The following is an 18,079-nucleotide window of genomic DNA, read 5'->3' as shown; positions in this document are numbered from 1 at the left end:
CCCCCGACCTGCCCGCCTTCATCGACGGGGTGATCGCCGAGGCCCTCGCCGAGGCCGGGCCCGGCCTCGGCGCCCACACGATCGTGCTCGGCACCCCCGGGCTCGTCCGGCCGCGCACCGGCCTCGTCACCGCCAGCGGCGTCCCCGGCGGGCGCGCCGACCTCGGCGACGCGCTGGCGGCCCGCACCGGCGCCCGGGTGATCCTGGAGAACGAGGTCAAGCTCGCCACGATCGCCGAGCACCGCGCCGGCGCGGCGGCGGGCCGCGCCGACTTCGCGCTGCTCTGGCTGGACGACGGGATCGGCGCCGGGATCGTCCTCGACGGGCGGCTGCGGCGCGGCGCGTCCGGCGGAGCGGGCGAGGTCGGGCTGCTCAAGTTCGGCGCGACCGACTTCTGCGGCCTGCTGGAGACGCCCGCCGTCCGCGGCCTCCCGCCGGCCACCGTCGCGGACCGGATCGCCCAAGGGGTGTTCGCGCTCGTCGCCGTCCTCGACCCGGGACTCGTCGTGCTCGGCGGCGCCTTCGGCCGTGCGGGCGGCGACGCACTGGCCGCCCTGGTCGCGGAACGGCTCGGCGGGCTCTCCCCGGCCGCCACCGAAGTCCGGGCCGCGGTCGTCGAGGGCGACCCGATCCTGCGCGGCGCGGTGCTGACCGCCCTCGACGCCGCCCGCGACGCCGTCTTCGGCCGCGCGGCGCCGCCCGGTCAGGACCGGTGGGCCGCGGGGCCGACGCCGGCGGCCCGCTGACCCGCCCGCTCCCGGCCGCCGTCAGCCCTTGGGCAGCCGCTCGCCCGTGCGCAGCCGGTCCAGGCCGAGCCAGATGAACTCCACCGCCATCTGCTCGGCCCGCTCCCGGGGCGTGTCCGGATGCTCCAGCCACCACGACACCATCGACAGCATCGACCCGTACATCAGCGGGACGAGCAGCCGCGCCCGGTGCTCGTTCACCGCGAGGGCGGCGGGCGACAGCTTCGGGTCGGCGCGCCGCCGCCGCAGCAGCAGGTCCGCGAACGCGGTGCCGAGCCGGTCGCGCAGCTCCCGCAGCTCCGGCCCCACCTCGGGCTTGTCCAGGTGCCGGATGACCAGCGCCCACGCGTCCGGCTCCTCGGTGGCGTAGTCGAACAGCACCCGGATCATCGCCCGGATGCCCTCCCGCGAGTCGTGCTCGGCGAGCACCGCCGCGTTCAGCCGCCCGGTGAGCTCGGCGACGATCGCCTCGGTCACCTCGACGAACAGCTCCTCCTTGGACGCGAAGTGCTGGTACAGCAGCGCCTTGGACACCTGCGCCGCCGCCGCCACGTGCTCCATCTGCGTCAGGTGGTAGCCGCGGCGGCCGAACTCGGCCAGCGCCACCTGCAGCAGCTGCTCGCGCCGCCGGGCGTACGGCATCCGCCGCCGCACGCCCGGCGCCGCGTCCCCCGTCGATCCGCTCATCTACTCGCTCGTCCGCCGATCGTTCACTCGCCGAGGTACTTGCCCAGCTCGGCCCGCGCCACGGACCGGACGTGCACCTCGTCGGGCCCGTCGGCGAGGCGCAGCGTCCGCAGGCCCGCCCACATCGCGGCCAGCGGGGTGTCGTCGCTGACGCCCGCGCCGCCGTGCACCTGGATGGCGCGGTCCACGACCTCCAGCGCGACGCGCGGCGCGATCACCTTGATCGCCGCGACCTCCGACCGGGCGGCCTGCACCCCGTGCTCGTCGATCATCCAGGCCGTCTTCAGGGTGAGCAGGCGCGCCTGCTCGATCGCCATCCGCGACTCGGCGATCTGCTGCCGGACGACGCCCTGCTTGGCGAGCGGGCCGCCGAACGCCTCCCGCGACACCGCGCGCTCGCACATCAGCTCCAGCGCCCGCTCGGCCATCCCGATCGCGCGCATGCAGTGGTGGATGCGGCCGGGGCCGAGGCGCGCCTGCGCGATGGCGAAACCGCCGCCCTCCTCGCCGATCAGGTTCTCCACCGGGACCCGCACGTCGGTCAGCCGGATCTCGCAGTGGCCGTGCTGGTCCTGGTAGCCGAACACGGGCAGCGGCCGGACGATCTCGACGCCCGGGGCGTCGACCGGCACCAGCACCATCGACTGCTGCCGGTACGGGTGGCCGTCCGGGTCCGTCTTGCCCATCACGATCATGATCTTGCAGCGCGGGTCGGCGGAGCCGCTGATCCACCACTTGCGCCCGTTGATCACGTAGTGGTCGCCGTCCCGCTCGATCCGGGTCGAGATGTTGCGGGCGTCGGAGCTGGCGACGTCCGGCTCGGTCATCGCGAACGCGCTGCGGATCTCGCCGTTCAGCAGCGGCGCCAGCCACCGCTCCTTCTGCTCGGGCGTGCCGAACAGGTGCAGGACCTCCATGTTGCCGGTGTCGGGGGCCGCGCAGTTGGTGGCCTCCGGGGCGAGGTTGGGGGAGCGGCCCGTCACCTCGGCCAGCGACGCGTAGTCGGTGACGGACAGCCCGTGCGCCGGGTCGTCGGCGTCGGGCAGGAACAGGTTCCACAGGCCGCGCTTCCGCGCCTCGACCTTGAGGTCCTCGACGACCTGCGGCACGTGGTGCTCGCGGCCCGCGGCGCGCAGCTCGCGCCGCTGCTCGGCGTACACCGGCTCGGCCGGGTAGACGTGGGAGTCCATGAAGTCCTGGAGGCGCCCGAGGTGGTCCTGCGCCCGCTCGCTCAAACCGAAGTCCATTCCGCTAGAGTAACTGACGAGTCAGTTACTTTGGAGGGGAGTCCCCATGGGAGTCGACGGCAGCGGCTTCGACGGCACGGGCAAGGTCGCGCTGATCACCGGCGGCGCCAACGGCATCGGGGCCGCGGTCGCCCGCCGGCTCGCCGCCGGGGGCGCCCGGATCGTCGTCGCCGACGTGGACGAGCGGGGCGGCGCCGCCCTCGCCGACGAGATCGGCGGCGCGTTCGTCCGCTGCGACGTGCGCGAGCCCGCCGACAGCGAGGCCGCCGTCGCCGCCGCCGTCGACCGGTTCGGCGGGCTGGACGTCGCGTTCCTCAACGCGGGCGTCGCCGGGGGAGGCGGCGTCGGCGACGACTTCGACCCCGCGGCCTACCGCCGCGCCATGAGCATCAACCTCGACGGCGTCGTGTACGGCGCGCACGCCGCCCTGCCCGCGCTGCGCGCCCGCGGCGGCGGCGACATCGTCGCCACCGCCAGCATGGCCGGGCTCACCGCGACCCCGTTCGACCCGGTGTACGGCGCCAACAAGGCCGCCGTCGTCGGCCTCGTCCGCGCGCTCGGCCCGACCTACCTGCCCGAGGGCATCCGCGTGAACGCGCTGTGCCCGTCCTTCGCCGACACCGACATCCTCGAGGGCATCCGCGGGCATCTGAACGAGACCGGCTTCCCGATCCTGGAGGTCGCCGACGTCGTCGAGGCGTTCATGTCCATCCTCGCCGGGGACGGCGCGGGCGAGGCGTGGTACGTCGTCCCCGGACGGCCGTCCGAGCCGTTCCGCTTCCGCGGCGTCCCCGGCCCCCGCTGACCCGCCCGCCGAGCAGAAGGAGACACCGAGAACCATGCGCGCCGTCCAGATCACCGAGTTCGGCGGTCCCGAAGTGCTGACCGTCACCGAGCTTCCCGACCCGGTCGCCGGGCCCGGGCACCTGCTCATCGACGTCGCCCGCGCCGGGATCAACTACGCCGACACCCACCAGGCCGAGAACAGCTACCTCGCCGAGTCCGCCCTGCCGATGGTGCCCGGCGGCGAGGTCGTCGGCACCACCCCGGACGGGCGCCGCGTCGTCGCGCTCGTCGGCACCGGCGGCTACGCCGAGAAGGCCGTCGCGCCCGAGTCGCTCGCCTGGGACGTCCCCGACGCCGTCGACGACACCACTGCCCTCGGCATGATCGTGCAGGGCGCGTCCGCGTGGGTGCTGCTGCGCCGCAACGTCCACCTGGCGCCCGGCGAGTCCGTCGTCGTGCACGCCGCCGCGGGCGGTGTCGGCACCCTCGCCGTGCAGCTCGCCAAGGCGTGGGGCGCGGGCCGCGTCATCGCCACCGCCTCGTCGGAGGAGAAGCGCGCGCTCGCCCTCGAACTGGGCGCCGACGTCGCCGTCGACGCGAACGAGCCGAACATGAAGGACGCGCTCATCGAGGCCAACGGCGGCCGCCGCGTCGACACCGTCCTGGAGATGACCGGCGGCACCGTCACCGACGAGAGCATGAAGGCCCTCGCCCCGTTCGGCCGCCTCGCGTTCTACGGCATGGCGTCCCGCAAGGAGCCGAGCCCGGTGCGGCCCGCCGCGCTGATGTCGCACTCCACGACGATCTCCGGCATGTGGCTCGCGCACGTCTTCCGGCTGCCCGGCGACGTCATGCGCACCGCCCTCACCGAGCTGTTCGGCCTCGTCGCGGACGGCCGGCTCCGGGTGGTCGGCGGCGGCGAGTACGGCCTCACCGAGGTCCGCCGCGCCCACGAGGACCTGCGCGCCCGCCGCACCACCGGCAAGCTCGTCCTCGACCCGTCCCGCTGAGGACGCCCGGCTAGCCGCCGACCAGGCCGTTCTCGTACGCGTAGACGACGGCCTGCGTGCGGTCGCGCAGCCCCAGCTTCGTCAGGACGTGCCCGACGTGCGTCTTCACGGTCTGCTCGGCGAGCACCAGCTCCGCCGCGATCTCCGCGTTCGACAGCCCGCGGGCCATGAGCCGCAGCACGTCCCGCTCCCGGGGCGTCAGCCCGGCCGTGGCCTGCGGGCTCGGCCGCTGGTGCCGGCGGCGCCGCGCGAAGTCGCCGATCAGCCGCCGGGTGATGGACGGCGCCAGCAGCGCGTCGCCCGCCGCCACGACCCGCACCCCGTTCACGAGGTCGGCCGCCGACGCGTCCTTCAGCAGGAACCCGCTCGCGCCCGACCCGAGCGCCTCGTACACGTACTCGTCCAGGTCGAAGGTGGTGAGGACGAGCACCTTCGGCCGCGCGCCCGCCGGGTCGGCGTCCCCGTTCGCGTCGCCGAGCGGCGTGCCGACGAGCTCCGCGGTGGCGGCCAGCCCGTCCATCTCCGGCATCCGGATGTCCATCACGATCACGTCGGGATCGAGTTCGCGGGCCATCTCCACGGCCTCGCGGCCGTTCCCCGCCTGCCCGACCACCTCGATGCCCGGATCGGAGGACAGCAGCGCCGCGAGCCCGTCGCGGATCATCACCTGGTCGTCGGCGATCAGCACCCGAATCGTCACGTCGCCACCTTACGGCGTCAAGGCACCCGGCCGTGGATCGATCATGGAAGATCAGTCGTTGTCCCCGTACGGAAGTTCCGCGGCGACCCGCCACCCCTCCGGGCCGTCCCCGCCCTCCGCGGCCCGCTCGCCGGCCTCCCCGCGCTCGAGCGGGCCCGCCTCCAGGCCGCCGCCCAGCATCATCGCCCGCTCGCGCATCCCGACCAGGCCGTGGCCGCCGCCGTGCGACTCCGCGGGCGTGCTGCGGGCGCCGTCGTCGGTCACCGTGACCCGCAGCGACTCCGGTCCGTACCGCACCTCGATGTGCACCCGCGAGCCCGGCGCGTACCGGGCGGCGTTGCTGAGCGACTCCTGGACGATCCGGTACGCCGACAGGTCCACGCCCGCGTTGAGCGGCCGCGGCATCCCGGTGACCACGGTGGCCACCGACAGCCCCGCCCGGCGCGCCGTGGAGACCAGGTCGTCCAGCAGCGCCAGCCCCGGCTGCGGGGCGCGCTCGGCGCCCTCGTCGTCGGAGCGCAGCAGCCCCACCACCCGCCGCGTCTCGGTCAGCGCCTCGCGCGCCGCGTCGCGCACGACGCCGAACGTCTGCCGCGCCGCGTCCGGCAGCTCGGGGATCTTGTACGGGGCCGCCTCCGCCTGCATCGCGATCACCGACATGTGGTGCGCCACCACGTCGTGCAGCTCCCGAGCGATCCGGGCCCGCTCCTCCAGCACCGCCTGCCGGGCGAGGTCCTCGCGGTGCTGCTCCTCGCGGCGGCGCAGCTCCGCCATCGCCGAGTGCCGGCCGCCGACCGCGTCGCCGAACGTCAGCGCCAGCGCCGCGAGCCCGGCGAGGATCGTGCCGAACCAGCCGGGCGTCCCGAACAGCACCGCCGGCGCGAACACCCCCGCGATCGTGACCGCCCCCACGCCGACGGTCGTCTCCCGGTCGCAGCCGACGCCGACGAAGAACAGGATCACCACCATCGCCAGGATGGCCGTGACCGGCCACGGCATGAACGCGTCGCCGGGCCGGACCAAGACGATCAGCAGCATCCCCGCCGCGGCCGTCCGCCACGCCCGCAGCGGCCAGCGCGCCGCGAAGATCAGCGGCGCCGCCTGCAGGACGCCGAGCGGCCAGGCGACACCGGGGTCCATGCCGTCCGCGACGATGGAGATGGCGATCGACCCGGCGGTGAACCCGATCGTCAGGGCGAGCAGGAACGCCAGCAGGGGGTAGCGCAGCGCGGGGTGCGCGGGCAGGAGCGTGACGCCCGGCTCGTCCCCGCCCGGCAGCACGGCGGAGCGCACGCCGGCCGTCAGCCGCGGCCGCCCCGCGTCGAAATGGTCCGTCTCGTTCATTAGGTAGGAAGCCTAGGACGTGCGGGAACGGGCACGCCTGCACCTGTGGAGGGAGATCCGGACCGGCCCCCGGGTATCGGGCGGGGCCGCCCGGCACGGTGACGCGATCTTGCGCATGATCGCCGGCGGACGGACACTGCGGACATGACGGACCTGAGGCATCCGATCTTCGCCCGGCTCTACCCGCGGATCGCCGCCGCGTCCGCGAAGGCGGGCGTGGACGCGCACCGCGCGGAGCTGCTCGCCGGCGCGTCCGGACGCGTCCTGGAGGTCGGCGCCGGCCACGGGGCCAACTTCCCGCACTACCCGCCGGAGGTCACCGAGGTCGTCGCGGTGGAGCCGGAGCCGCGGCTGCGCCGCGGCGCGATCGCCGCGGCCGCCCGCGCGCCCGTCCCCGTCTCGGTGCGCCCCGGACGCGCCGAGGACCTCGGGCTGGACGCCGCCTCGTTCGACGTCGTCGTGGTGTCGCTGGTGCTGTGCTCGGTGCGCGACCCGCTGCGCGCGCTCGCCGAGATCAGGCGGGTCCTGAAACCGGGCGGCGAGCTGCGCTACTACGAGCACGTCCGGGGGAGCACGCCGCGCCAGGTGCGTTTCCAGCGGTGCGCCGACCTGGTGTGGCCGTTCCTGGCGGGGGGCTGCCGGCTGGCCCGGCCCACCGACGCGCTCATCCCGCGCCTCGGCTTCACCGTCCGCGCCGAGCGCCGGTTCGCGTTCCCCGACTCCGGTCCGCCCAATCCGGCGTCTCCGCACGTCCTGGGCGTGGCCGTCCGGGACTGAGGAGGCCGCGCCCACGACGCGCGCGCCCGCTCCCGGACGGCGTCCCGCATAAGGTCGGCGCTCCCGGGAAGATCGCCGGGCATGACCGCATCGGACAGCGACGGCCCGGCTCCGGAGGAGTCGCCGCCCGGCCACGCCCCCTCCCACTCGGCCGCGACCGCCGCGCTCCTCGCGGGCGCCGCGGCCCTCGGCGGCTTCCTGTTCGGCTACGACTCCTCGGTGATCAACGGCGCGGTCGGCGCGATCGAGGACGAGTTCGGCCTCAGCGACTTCTCGGTCGGCTTCGTGGTGTCGTCGGCGCTGCTCGGCTGCGCCGTCGGCGCCTGGTTCGCGGGCCCGCTCGCCGACCGGCTCGGCCGCGTCCGCGTCATGCTGATCGCCGCCGTCCTGTTCGTGGTCAGCTCGCTCGGCTCCGCGCTGGCGTTCAGCGCGGCCGACCTGACGTTCTGGCGGGTCGTCGGCGGCCTCGCGATCGGCGCGGCGTCGGTCATCGCCCCCGCCTACATCGCCGAGATCGCGCCCGCCGAGCTGCGCGGCCGGCTCGGCTCGCTCCAGCAGATGGCGATCGTCCTCGGCATCTTCGCCGCGCTGGTCGTCGACTACGTCATCGCGGAGGTCTCCGACGGCGGCGCGAGCGGCGACTTCCCGTGGGGCGGGACGGCCTGGCGGTGGATGTTCGCCAGCGCGATCGTGCCCGCCGTCGTCTACGGGGTGATCGCGACGACCATCCCGGAGTCGCCGCGGTACCTGGTGAAGCGGCACGAGACGGCGCGGGCCCGGGACGTCCTGGCGAAGCTGATGAGGCCGAGCGAGGTGGACGCCAAGATCCGGCAGATCGCCCGGTCGATCAGCGCCGACCGGCCGGTGCGCCTGCGGGACCTGCGCGGGCGCACGTTCGGGCTGCTGGCGGTCGTGTGGGTCGGCATCCTGCTGTCGGTGTTCCAGCAGTTCGTCGGCATCAACGTGATCTTCTACTACTCGTCGTCGCTGTGGCAGGCCGTCGGCTACAACGAGAGCGACGCCATGTTCACCTCGGTGATCAACTCGGTGGTCAACGTGCTGTTCACGCTGGTGGCGATCGCGCTGATCGACCGGGTCGGGCGGCGGCCGCTGCTGCTGGGCGGCGCCGCCGGGATGACGCTGTCGCTCGGCACGCTGGCCGTCTGCTTCTCCACCGCGACCGTGGTGGACGGGGAGCCCGCGCTGGGCGACGTCGCCGGCCCGATCGCGCTGGTCGCCGCCAACGTGTTCGTCGCCTCGTTCGCCGCGACGTGGGGCCCGGTCGTGTGGGTGATGCTCGGCGAGATGTTCAACAACTTCATCCGCGCGGCCGCCCTCGCCGTCGCGACCGCGTCGCAGTGGATCGCGAACTGGATCATCACGACGACGTTCCCCGAGCTGTCGAGCGTGTCGCTCGTCCTCGCGTACGGCCTGTACACGCTGTTCGCCGCCCTCGCGTTCCTGTTCACGTGGCGGGTCGTCCCGGAGACCAAGGGCCGGGAGCTGGAGGACATGGACAAGCTCACCATGCGGGCCCGCGCGTGAGCGCCCCCGTCCGATACCCTGGAGGCATGCGAGCCGTGAGCGGGAACGTCTTCGAGACGACGACGCCGGGTCACCCCCGGCGCCACGGCCGCATGTCCTGACATTGCACGCGGTGAGGCCCCGGGAGCGATCCCGGGGCCTCACCGCTTTCCGGGATCGCGCCGGAGCCCGCCCCCGGACGAAGGAGGCAGGCGAATGGACGAGCCGAAGGGGCGGGATGCGTCCGGCGGAGTTCCCGACTCGATAGCATCGGAACCCGCCGATCCCGAACCGCCATCGCGAGGAGTATCCGTGTCCACCGTGTCTGAGCTGCGCATCACCCTCGACGGGAGCGAACGGGTGGTACCCGCCGGCTCGACCGCCGGGCAGGCCCTCGACGCCGACGGCCGCACCGTCGTCGCCGCGCGGGTGAACGGCGAGCTGCGCGACCTCGCCGGCGAGCTGCGCGACGGCGACCGCGTCGAGCCCGTGGAGATCGGCTCCGACGACGGGCGCGCCATCATGCGGCACTCCGCCGCGCACGTCATGGCGCAGGCCGTCCAGGAGCTGTTCCCCGAGGCGAAGCTCGGCATCGGCCCGCCCGTCGAGAACGGCTTCTACTACGACTTCGACGTCGCCGAGCCGTTCACCCCCGAGGACCTCAAGCGCATCGAGAAGAAGATGCGCGAGATCGTCAAGCAGGGGCAGCGGTTCGCCCGGCGCCCGGTGTCCGACGACGACGCCCGCGCCGAGCTGGCCGCCGAGCCCTACAAGCTCGAGCTGATCGGCCTCAAGGGCGGCGGCGCCGAGGGCGCGGCCGAGGGCGCGGCCGTCGAGGTCGGCGCGGGCGAGCTCACCATCTACGACAACCTCGACGCCAAGTCCGGCGAGCCGCGCTGGAAGGACCTGTGCCGCGGCCCGCACCTGCCGAGCACCCGCGTCATCCCGGCGTTCAAGCTGATGCGCTCCGGCGGCGCCTACTGGCGCGGCAGCGAGAAGAACCCGCAGCTCCAGCGCATCTACGGCACCGCGTGGGAGTCCCGCGAGAAGCAGGACGAGTACCTGAAGTTCCTCGAGGAGGCCGAGAAGCGCGACCACCGCAGGCTCGGCGCGGAACTCGACCTGTTCTCCTTCCCGCCGGAGCTCGGCAGCGGGCTGCCCGTCTTCCATCCCAAGGGCGGAATCATCCGCAAGGAGATGGAGGACTACATGCGGCGGCGGCAGCACGAGGCGGGCTACGAGTTCGTCAACACCCCGCACATCACCAAGTCGTCGCTGTTCGAGATCTCCGGCCACCTGCCGTACTACGGCGACGACATGTTCCCGCCCTTCGAGGTGGACGAGGTCGAGTACCGGGTCAAGCCGATGAACTGCCCGATGCACAACCTCATCTTCCGGTCGCGCGGACGGTCCTACCGCGAGCTGCCGCTGCGCCTGTGCGAGTTCGGCTCGGTCTACCGGTACGAGAAGTCCGGGGTGGTGCACGGCCTCACCCGCGTGCGCGGCATGACCCAGGACGACGCCCACATCTACACCACCAAGGAGGAGATGGGCGACGAGATCAAGTCGCTGCTGGACTTCGTGCTCAGCGTGCTGCGCGACTTCGGTCTCTCGGAGTTCTACCTGGAGCTGTCCACCAAGGACGACTCCGACAAGTTCATCGGCGAGGACGCCGAGTGGGCGGAGGCCACCGAGGCGCTGCGGCAGGCGGCCGGGGAGTCCGGCCTCGACCTGGTCGACGACCCGGGCGGCGCGGCGTTCTACGGGCCGAAGATCTCGGTGCAGGCCAAGGACGCCATCGGCCGGACCTGGCAGCTGTCGACCATCCAGCTCGACTTCAACCAGCCGAAGCGGTTCGGGCTGGAGTACCAGGCGTCCGACGGCACCCGCCGGCAGCCGGTGATGATCCACCGGGCGCTGTTCGGCTCCATCGAGCGGTTCCTGGGCGTGCTCGTCGAGCACTACGCGGGCGCGATGCCGCCGTGGCTGGCGCCCGTCCAGGTCGTCGGGATCCCGATCGGCGACGCGCACGTCCCGCACCTGGAGAAGGTCGCCGGGGCGCTGCGCGAGCGGGGGATCCGGGTGGAGGTCGACACCTCCTCCGACCGCATGCAGAAGAAGATCCGCAACGCGCAGAAGCAGAAGATCCCCTACATGCTGCTGGCGGGCGACGACGACGTCGCCAAGGACGCGGTGTCGTTCCGCTACCGCAGCGGGGAGCAGAAGAACGCCGTGCCGATCGGCGAGGCGGTCGAGGAGATCGCCAAGGCCGTCGAGGCCCGCGTGCAGATCTGAGTCCGTCCCGGGGGCGCGCCGGCCGTGCCCGCGGCCCCCGGGACGTTCCGGCCGGTCAGTCCTTGGCGAGGACGAGCGGTTTGCCGTCCCGGACGCCCACGGCCATCACCGTGCGCGTGCCGGGCACGTGCGCGAGATCGAGCAGCCGTCCGCCCGGGCCGGCCGCGACCGGTTCCCGGACCCAGGCCCCGCCGGAGTAGCGCAGCAGCCCGACCTCGTCCGCGGTGCTCCGCGGCGCGGCGATCGTGTACAGGCCGCCCGCTCCGTCCTCGACCAGCGGTCCGCCGAGGGAGAACCGGTCCGCCTCCGGCACCGGCACCTCCCGCCAGGCGGTCCCGTTCCAGTGGTAGGAGCGGGCCTCGGCGGGGCCGCCGCCGTCCCGGCCGCGGCCGGTGACCCACACGTCGTCGGCCGCGCGGGCGAGGACGGCCTCGAGCGCGGAGCCCTCGCCCGTGAGCCGCGGAGGCGTCATGTCCCGCCACGTGGAGCCGTCGTAGTGTGCCGCGAACGCCTCGTCGCCGTACTCGGAGTCGGTGCCCACGGCCCACACGTCGTCGTGGGCGCGCGCCTCGATGTCCGCGATCCTGGTGGAGCCGGGGTCGTGCGGCTCCCACCCCTGCCCGGACCACCGGTACACCGACACCCGGTCGTGCGCCGTGTCGGCCCGCCCCGCGACCCAGGCGCCCGCCGCGTCCCCGTCGATGTCCTCGAGGCACGCGAGGCCGTCCGGCGCCGGCAGCTCGCTCCATCCGTTCCCGCCGTCGTGGGCGACATAGGCGGTTCCGCATCCGGACCCGTCGGGCCGGTCCCGCCTCCCCGCGGCCCACGCATCGGCGGCGGAGACCGCGTCCACCTCCAAGATCTGTCCCGAGCCCGGCATTCCGGGCGTGCCGATCCATGACCACGAGCTGCCGTTCCCGCTCTGCAGCACGGGATTCTGGTGGACGTGCGTGGCGCAGTACACCCCGGGGCAAGGGTAGGAGGTGTAGGAGAGGCGCCATTGGTATCCGCCGACCCAGACCGCATCGGGCGCGGCGGCCGCGATCGTGTTCAGGCCGCTGGTGCCGAGGGCGAACGGGGCCGGACGTTCGCTCCATCCGGTGTCGGCGTGCGCGGTGGCCGAGGGTGCGGCGAGCGTGATCGCCAGGGCGGCGGCGAGGACGGCGGGCGCGTGCGCGGTTCGTGTGATCTTCACGACACGAGGATGCGCCGGGCGGCGCGTCCCGATCTTGTCCCGCGCGTGACAACAAGCGGGTGCGGCGCGTGCCCCGGTCTGGACAGAATCACCGCATGCGTCAACGTGGTCTCCCGCGGGAGCGGCTGCTCGACGCGGCCCGCGCGGTCGTGGCGGACGGCGACTGGGAGGACCTGCGGATCGCCCCGGTCGCCCGCGCGGCCGGCGTCAGCAGGCAGACCGCCTACAACGAGTTCGGGTCCCGGCTGGGACTGGCGCGGGCGCTCGTCGAGCGGGAGCTCGACGGGTTCGTCGGCGGTGTCCAGGAGCGGATGGAACGGCACGTGGACGACGTCCCGGCGGCGGTGGAGGCGGCCGTCCTGCACGCCCTCGCGGAGGCGGGCCGCCGGCCGCTGCTGCGCGCCGTCCTCGGCGCGGGCCGCACCCGCGACGACGACCTGCTCGGCCTGGCGACCCGGGGGACCGACCTGCTGCTGCGGCGGCTGGTCGGGGCGTTCCGCGCCTACGCCGACGCGGTGTGGCCCGCGATCCCGGACGAGGCGAAGAACCTGCTGGTGGAGTCGCTGATGCGGCTCACGGTCAGCCACGCGGTCGCGCCGCTGCACGCGCCCGGCGAGGTCGCGAGGGGAATGGCCGAGCTGACCCGGCGCCTGCTGGCGCCGCCGCCGGACGGGCCGTGAGCGGCCGCCCGAATTGGTAGCCTTCACGCTCGTCGTGCGGGAGCGGAGAGAGGGCTTAACGCGGATGAAGACCGGGAGGCCGGTGCGAAGCGGCCGGTCGATCTGGGGACGCGTCGCCGGATACGGCGGCGCGGTCCTGCTCGTCGCGGCGGCCGTCGCGGTGCTGCTCGTCCCCCTGCTGGAGGACGACGGCGGCGCCGACCCCGCGGGCGCCCGGGGGCCCGCGACCGGCGCGGTGCCGCCGTCCAACGCGCCCACCCGGCACACCGCGCCGCCCGCGACGATCGCGACGCCCGGGGCGACCGCGCCGACCACCGGCGGGACGCCGGGCGGCGGGACCGGCCCGTCCGGCGGGACGGCCGGGAACGGCGGGCCGCCCATGCCCGACGCGGGCGGCGGCACCGGCGCGTCCTGGTGCCCGCAGGGGACGGCCGTCTACCGCGCGACCGGCACCGGCGTCGACGTCGTGGTCGCGGTGGCGTCCAGCGGCGCCGTCCGGGCCGAACTGCAGATGCAGGGCGCCGACCCGCAGTCGCAGCAGACGACGATCCGGGGCGGCAGCCCGCACACGTTCCGCTTCGCAGGGGTCTCCCCGCAGCGGCTCGAACGCGTCAAGATCACCACCGTGTCGGTGGGCGTGGCGATGCAGACGTGCTACGCCCGCGCGGCGACCTGACCGGGGCGGCCCGACCGCCCGCTCAGGCGGGCGGCCTGCGGACGTCCTCGACCGAGACGTTGACGGCCGTGACGCGCATCCCCAGCATCAGTCCCGCCATCCGCGCCGCGTTCTCCTGCACGGCGCCCGCCACGTCCCTGACCACGCTGCCGTACGCGACGACGATGCCGAGGTCGAGCGCCACCGCGCCGTCGCGCACCCGCGCGCGCACCCCGCCCTCGCCGTCCCCGTGCGGAGCGGCCAGCGCGACGACGCCGCGCACGTCCAGCGCGGCCAGCTCGGCGATCCGCGCGACCACCGCGTCCTCGATCGCGATGCGCCCGTCCACGCCCGTCCCGCCCTGCTCCGCCGCCGGACGCGCGTCCCCGCGCCCGCACGGCGACGCGCGTCCGGGCCTCCCGCCCGAACCCGGCTGCGGCCCCGCGGGGGCGTCTCTCTATGCTGCTGGTCAGGCCGTGAACAAAAGGAGACCGCCGCCTTGACCGCAGAGCCGGAGGAGCCCGTGGAGCGCGTGGAGCGGCACGGGCGCGAAGAGCCGTCCGGGGCGGACCCCGGTGACCGGCGCAGCCCCCGCCTCGAAGAGGAGCGGGGCGGGGCGGGCATGCCCGACAACTTCCAGCGGCTCTGGACTCCGCACCGCATGGCCTACATCAAGGGGACGGGCTCGGAGGGCGGCTGCCCCTTCTGCGAGATCCCGAAGATGACCGACGAGGAGGGGCTCGTCGTGTCCCGGGGCGAGACCGTGTACACGGTGCTCAACCTGTACCCGTACAACTCCGGGCACCTCATGGTCGTCCCGTACCGGCACGTCGCCGACTACGGGGAGCTGGAGCAGGCGGAGTACGTCGAGCTGGCCGAGTTCACCCGGCTCGCGCTGGCGGCGCTGCGCAAGGCGAGCGGCGCGCAGGGCTTCAACGTCGGGATGAACCTCGGGCTGGTCGCGGGCGCGGGCATCGCCGCGCACCTGCACCAGCACGTCGTCCCGCGCTGGGGCGGCGACACGAACTTCATGCCGGTGGTCGGGCACACCAACGTGCTGCCGCAGCTGCTGCGCGACACCCGCCGGATGATCGCCGACTGCTGGCCGGGCGCGGACTGACGGGCGCGGACTGACGGGCGCGGGCCGGGCGTCCCGCGCCGCGGCGGGCGGCGGGCCGCCGGTCCCGGCCGCCGCGCCCCCGCCGGGCGTCCGGGTCAGCCGGTCTCGTGCGACGCGGCGGCGACCTTCTCGGTCAGGTGGGACGGGAGCGGCTCGTAGCGCAGGAACGCGCGGCTGAACGTGCCGGTGCCGTGCGACATCGAGCGCAGGTCGATCGCGTACCGGACGATCTCGAGCTGCGGCACCTCCGCCTTGATCGCGGTGCGGCCGCCGGGGATCGCGCGGGAGCCGAGGACGCGGCCGCGCCGCGCGGTCAGGTCCGACATGACCGTCCCGACGTGCTCGTCGGCGATCAGCACGTCGACCTCGTCGACCGGCTCGAGCAGCAGGATCGGCACCGACGCGGCGGCGTCCTTGAGCGCCTGGGCGCCCGCCGCCTGGAAGGCCATGTCGGACGAGTCGACCGAGTGCGCCTTGCCGTCGTGCAGGGTGACCTTGATGTCGACCATCGGGTACCCGGCGGACACGCCGCGCTCCATCTGGTGCCGCACGCCCTTCTCGACCGAGGGGATGAACTGGCGCGGGATCACCCCGCCGACGATCCGGTCGACGAACTCGAAGCCCTCGCCGGACGGCAGCGGCTCCACCTCGATGCGGCAGATGCCGTACTGGCCGTGCCCGCCGCTCTGCTTCACGTGCCGGCCGAGGCCCTCGGCGGAGCCGCCGAACGTCTCCCGCAGCGGCACCCGCAGGTCCGCCCGGTCGACCTCGACGCCGTAGCGGGTGTGCAGCCGCTCGATCAGCACCTCGGCGTGCGCCTCGCCCATGCACCACAGGACGAGCTGGCGGGTCTCGGAGTTGTTCTCCAGCCGCAGCGTCGGGTCCTCGGCGACGAGCCGGCCGAGCGCCTGGCTGAGCTTGTCCTCGTCGGCCTTGGAGTGCGCCCGGACGGCGACCGGCAGCAGCGGGTCGGGCATCGACCACGGCGCCATGACCACGGGGGAGCCGGGGTCGGAGAGCGTGTCGCCGGTCTCCGCGCGGCTCAGTTTGGCGACCGCGCAGATGTCCCCGGCCATGCACGACGACACCGTCCGCTGGGTCTTGCCGAGCGGCGAGGTGAGGGCGCCGACGCGCTCGTCGACGTCGTGGTCCTCGTGCCCGCGGTCCTCGAGGCCGTGCCCGGACACGTGCACGAGGGTGTCGGGCCGCAGCGTCCCGGAGAACACCCGGACGAGCGAGACGCGGCCCACGTACGGGTCGGACGTCGTCTTCACGACCTCGGCGACCAGCGGCCCCTCCGGATCGCAGGCGACCGCGCGCGGCGGACCGCCCGCGACCGGCGTCACCGTCGGGATGCCGTGCTCCAGCGGCGACGGGAACGCCTGGGTGACGACCTCCAGCAGCTCCTGCATGCCGATCACCGGGCCGGGGTGGTCGCCGTGCGGCACCGACGTCGCCAGCACCGGGTAGAAGCTGCCGCGCGCCACCGCGGTCTCCAGGTCCTCGATCAGCGCTTTGACGTCGATCTCCTCACCGGACACGTACCGGTCCATGAGGGTCTCGTCCTCGCTCTCCTGGATGATCCCCTCGATCAGCGAGGCCCGCTGCTCGGCGATCTGCTCCAGGTAGCGCGGGTCGGGCTCGCACTCGGTGCGCCGCCCGGTGGAGTAGTCCAGGCAGCGCTGCGTCAGCAGCCCGATCAGGCCCGTCGGGCCGCCGTCCCCGTCGGTGGGGAAGTAGACCGGGGCGACGCCCTCGCCGAAGGCGTCCTGGCAGGCCAGGACGGTGTCGTCGTAGTCGCCGCGCTGCTGGTCGATCTTGGTGATGACGACCGCGCGGGGCATCCCCACGGCCGCGCACTCGTCCCACAGCATCCGGGTGAGCCCGTCGATGCCGTCCACCGCCGAGATCACGAACAGCGCGGCGTCCGCGGCGCGCAGCCCGGCCCGCAGGTCCCCGACGAAGTCGGCGTATCCCGGCGTGTCGATCAGGTTGATCTTGATGCCCGCGTGCTCGAGCGGGGCGAGCGCGAGGTTCACCGAGCGCCGCCGCCGCAGTTCGGCCTCGTCGAAGTCGCTGACGGTGGTGCCGTCCTCCACCCGGCCGGGCCGCTGGATCGTGCCGGTGGCCGCGAGCAGCGCCTCGACGAGCGTCGTCTTGCCCGCTCCGGAATGGCCGACCAGCGCGACGTTGCGCACCTTGTCGCACCCGCCGGCCTCCGGTGCCCTGCCGGCGCCTCCGGTGTGGCCTCCCTTGTCCGCCATGGCTACCTCCTCGGACGGTCTCCGCGCGGATCTCGCGCGCAGGCCCGCGTACGGTGGGGCCCGGCCCGGCGGCCCGGCCCCCGACGTCCGAGTGCGGCGGCGGCCTCGTCCTCGGCGTGACCGACGTCACACCCGTGCCAACACCTTTTCCCGGTATTCGCGGGATCACAAGAGGTGGACGGCAAACAACGCGAAACCGTCGCGAGCGAACCGCGACGGACCGGAGGGGACCGGTCGCCCGGGGCCGCCCCGAGGGCCGTGCGGGACGCACGTCCCGGCGGGAGCGGGACGAACACGGAGCGCGCCGGGGCGCACTACGATGGGCGCGCTGCGGGAGCCCGCGGGGGGCCTTCACCAGACACACGAGAACGGACGGCGATGCTCAACAAACTGAGGCCCGCGCTCGGGCGAGTCCTGACGCCCATCGGGCAGGCGGTCGCGCGGACGGGGGTCTCGCCCAACGCCATCACGATCATCGGCACCGCCGGCGTGGCCGCCGGCGCCCTCGTGCTGTTCCCGCGCGGCGAGTTCTTCTGGGGCACGATGGTGATCACCGCCTTCGTGCTGTTCGACATGCTCGACGGCGCGGTCGCCCGCGTCACCGGGAAGATCTCCCGCTTCGGCGCGTTCCTGGACTCCACGATGGACCGGGTCGCCGACGCCGCGATCTTCTCCGGCCTGATGATCGGCCTGTACCGGGACGGGCAGGAGGTCCTCGCGGGCGCCGCGCTCTACTGCCTGGTGTCCGGGGTCGTCGTCTCCTACGCCAAGGCCCGCGCCGAGGGGCTCGGCTACACCTGCAACGTGGGCATCGCCGAGCGCGCGGAGCGGCTCATCGTCGCGCTCGTCGCCGCCGGCTTCGCCGGCCTCGGCGTCCCCTACATCCTGGCCGTCGCGCTGTGGGCGCTCGCGGCGCTCAGCACCGTCACGGTCGGGCAGCGGTTCGCGACCTTGGGCGCCCGGGCGAGGGCCGGCCCCGCCCGCGCGCGGGCGGGGGGGGCGCCCGCCGCGCTCGCCCCGGGCGCCGCGGGCGCGCCGCCCGGCGGGAC

General features: G+C 74.3%; 17 protein-coding genes. 10 read left to right on the top strand and 7 right to left on the bottom strand.

From position 1 onward, the window contains the following. Positions 1–746: ROK family protein (locus DMH08_RS31790; protein WP_148108615.1), on the top strand; the 746-nt coding region annotated here is incomplete at its 5' end. Positions 747–767: 21 nt separating this feature from the next. Here DMH08_RS31790 and DMH08_RS31785 read toward each other — a convergent pair. After that, a complete protein-coding gene (locus DMH08_RS31785) occupies positions 768–1,433 on the bottom strand; it encodes a TetR/AcrR family transcriptional regulator (RefSeq protein WP_125619669.1) in 666 nt (221 codons plus the stop codon). A 23-nt stretch (positions 1,434–1,456) separates the two neighbouring features. Continuing rightward, positions 1,457–2,680: an acyl-CoA dehydrogenase family protein gene (locus tag DMH08_RS31780; protein ID WP_026404151.1), complete on the bottom strand. Its 1,224-nt coding sequence runs from the start codon at positions 2,678–2,680 to the stop codon at positions 1,457–1,459. A 46-nt stretch (positions 2,681–2,726) separates the two neighbouring features. Here DMH08_RS31780 and DMH08_RS31775 point away from each other — a divergent pair, with 46 nt between their 5' ends. Together DMH08_RS31775 and DMH08_RS31770 are read left to right on the top strand one after the other, a co-directional pair. Next, positions 2,727–3,485 carry an SDR family oxidoreductase gene (locus DMH08_RS31775; RefSeq protein WP_026404152.1) on the top strand — a complete coding sequence of 253 codons (759 nt, stop codon included), beginning with the start codon at positions 2,727–2,729 and terminating at the stop codon, positions 3,483–3,485. 34 nt (positions 3,486–3,519) lie between these two features. After that, positions 3,520–4,476, top strand: a complete 957-nt coding sequence (locus tag DMH08_RS31770) for a quinone oxidoreductase family protein (protein WP_026404153.1) — start codon at positions 3,520–3,522, stop codon at positions 4,474–4,476. A gap of 10 nt (positions 4,477–4,486) precedes the next feature. Here DMH08_RS31770 and DMH08_RS31765 read toward each other — a convergent pair whose 3' ends face one another. Both DMH08_RS31765 and DMH08_RS31760 read right to left on the bottom strand, forming a co-directional pair. Next, positions 4,487–5,140 (bottom strand): response regulator transcription factor, encoded by a 654-nt coding sequence (locus tag DMH08_RS31765; RefSeq protein WP_034519729.1) that lies wholly within the window; start codon positions 5,138–5,140, stop codon positions 4,487–4,489. 87 nt (positions 5,141–5,227) lie between these two features. After that, positions 5,228–6,520: a sensor histidine kinase gene (locus DMH08_RS31760; RefSeq protein WP_064743698.1), complete on the bottom strand. Its 1,293-nt coding sequence runs from the start codon at positions 6,518–6,520 to the stop codon at positions 5,228–5,230. A 144-nt stretch (positions 6,521–6,664) separates the two neighbouring features. Here DMH08_RS31760 and DMH08_RS31755 point away from each other — a divergent pair, with 144 nt between their 5' ends. From DMH08_RS31755 to thrS, 3 genes are all read left to right on the top strand, one after another. Beyond that, positions 6,665–7,297, top strand: a complete 633-nt coding sequence (locus DMH08_RS31755; protein ID WP_026404155.1) for a class I SAM-dependent methyltransferase — start codon at positions 6,665–6,667, stop codon at positions 7,295–7,297. Between the two features lie 81 nt (positions 7,298–7,378). After that, complete coding sequence (locus DMH08_RS31750; protein WP_026404156.1) at positions 7,379–8,842, top strand: sugar porter family MFS transporter; 1,464 nt, start codon at positions 7,379–7,381, stop codon at positions 8,840–8,842. 291 nt (positions 8,843–9,133) lie between these two features. Next, the gene (gene thrS, locus DMH08_RS31745) at positions 9,134–11,116 is read left to right on the top strand and encodes a threonine--tRNA ligase (RefSeq protein ID WP_125619667.1); all 1,983 of its coding nucleotides are present in this window, start codon (positions 9,134–9,136) and stop codon (positions 11,114–11,116) included. 55 nt (positions 11,117–11,171) lie between these two features. Here the strand turns inward: thrS and DMH08_RS31740 are convergent, their stop codons facing one another. Next, entirely contained in the window at positions 11,172–12,311 is a 1,140-nt protein-coding gene (locus DMH08_RS31740; RefSeq protein WP_125619665.1) for a hypothetical protein, read from the bottom strand. A gap of 95 nt (positions 12,312–12,406) precedes the next feature. Here DMH08_RS31740 and DMH08_RS31735 point away from each other — a divergent pair, with 95 nt between their 5' ends. Next, a complete protein-coding gene (locus DMH08_RS31735; protein ID WP_026404159.1) occupies positions 12,407–12,991 on the top strand; it encodes a TetR family transcriptional regulator in 585 nt (194 codons plus the stop codon). Between the two features lie 82 nt (positions 12,992–13,073). Further along, positions 13,074–13,667, top strand: coding sequence for a hypothetical protein (locus DMH08_RS31730; RefSeq protein ID WP_125619663.1), 594 nt, complete (start codon positions 13,074–13,076; stop codon positions 13,665–13,667). Between the two features lie 22 nt (positions 13,668–13,689). Here the strand turns inward: DMH08_RS31730 and DMH08_RS31725 are convergent, their stop codons facing one another. Beyond that, on the bottom strand, positions 13,690–13,995 hold the full coding sequence (locus DMH08_RS31725; RefSeq protein WP_064743700.1) for an Asp23/Gls24 family envelope stress response protein: 306 nt from the start codon (positions 13,993–13,995) through the stop codon (positions 13,690–13,692). Between the two features lie 273 nt (positions 13,996–14,268). Here DMH08_RS31725 and DMH08_RS31720 point away from each other — a divergent pair, with 273 nt between their 5' ends. Further along, positions 14,269–14,766, top strand: a complete 498-nt coding sequence (locus DMH08_RS31720) for an HIT family protein (protein WP_051301138.1) — start codon at positions 14,269–14,271, stop codon at positions 14,764–14,766. Between the two features lie 95 nt (positions 14,767–14,861). Here DMH08_RS31720 and DMH08_RS31715 read toward each other — a convergent pair whose 3' ends face one another. Continuing rightward, positions 14,862–17,030: an elongation factor G-like protein EF-G2 gene (locus DMH08_RS31715; protein ID WP_125619661.1), complete on the bottom strand. Its 2,169-nt coding sequence runs from the start codon at positions 17,028–17,030 to the stop codon at positions 14,862–14,864. A gap of 378 nt (positions 17,031–17,408) precedes the next feature. On the opposite strand from DMH08_RS31715, the gene pgsA reads away from it, so the two are divergent. Continuing rightward, the coding region (pgsA, locus tag DMH08_RS31710; RefSeq protein ID WP_148108614.1) for a phosphatidylinositol phosphate synthase at positions 17,409–18,079 on the top strand (671 nt) is incomplete at its 3' end.

Origin of the sequence: Actinomadura sp. WAC 06369, from assembly GCF_003947565.1 — a bacterium.
Classification (GTDB): Bacteria; Actinomycetota; Actinomycetes; order Streptosporangiales; family Streptosporangiaceae; genus Spirillospora; species Spirillospora rifamycini.
The sequence above is the reverse complement of the archived record's forward strand: the minus strand, read 5'-3'. Positions and strand labels throughout refer to the sequence as shown.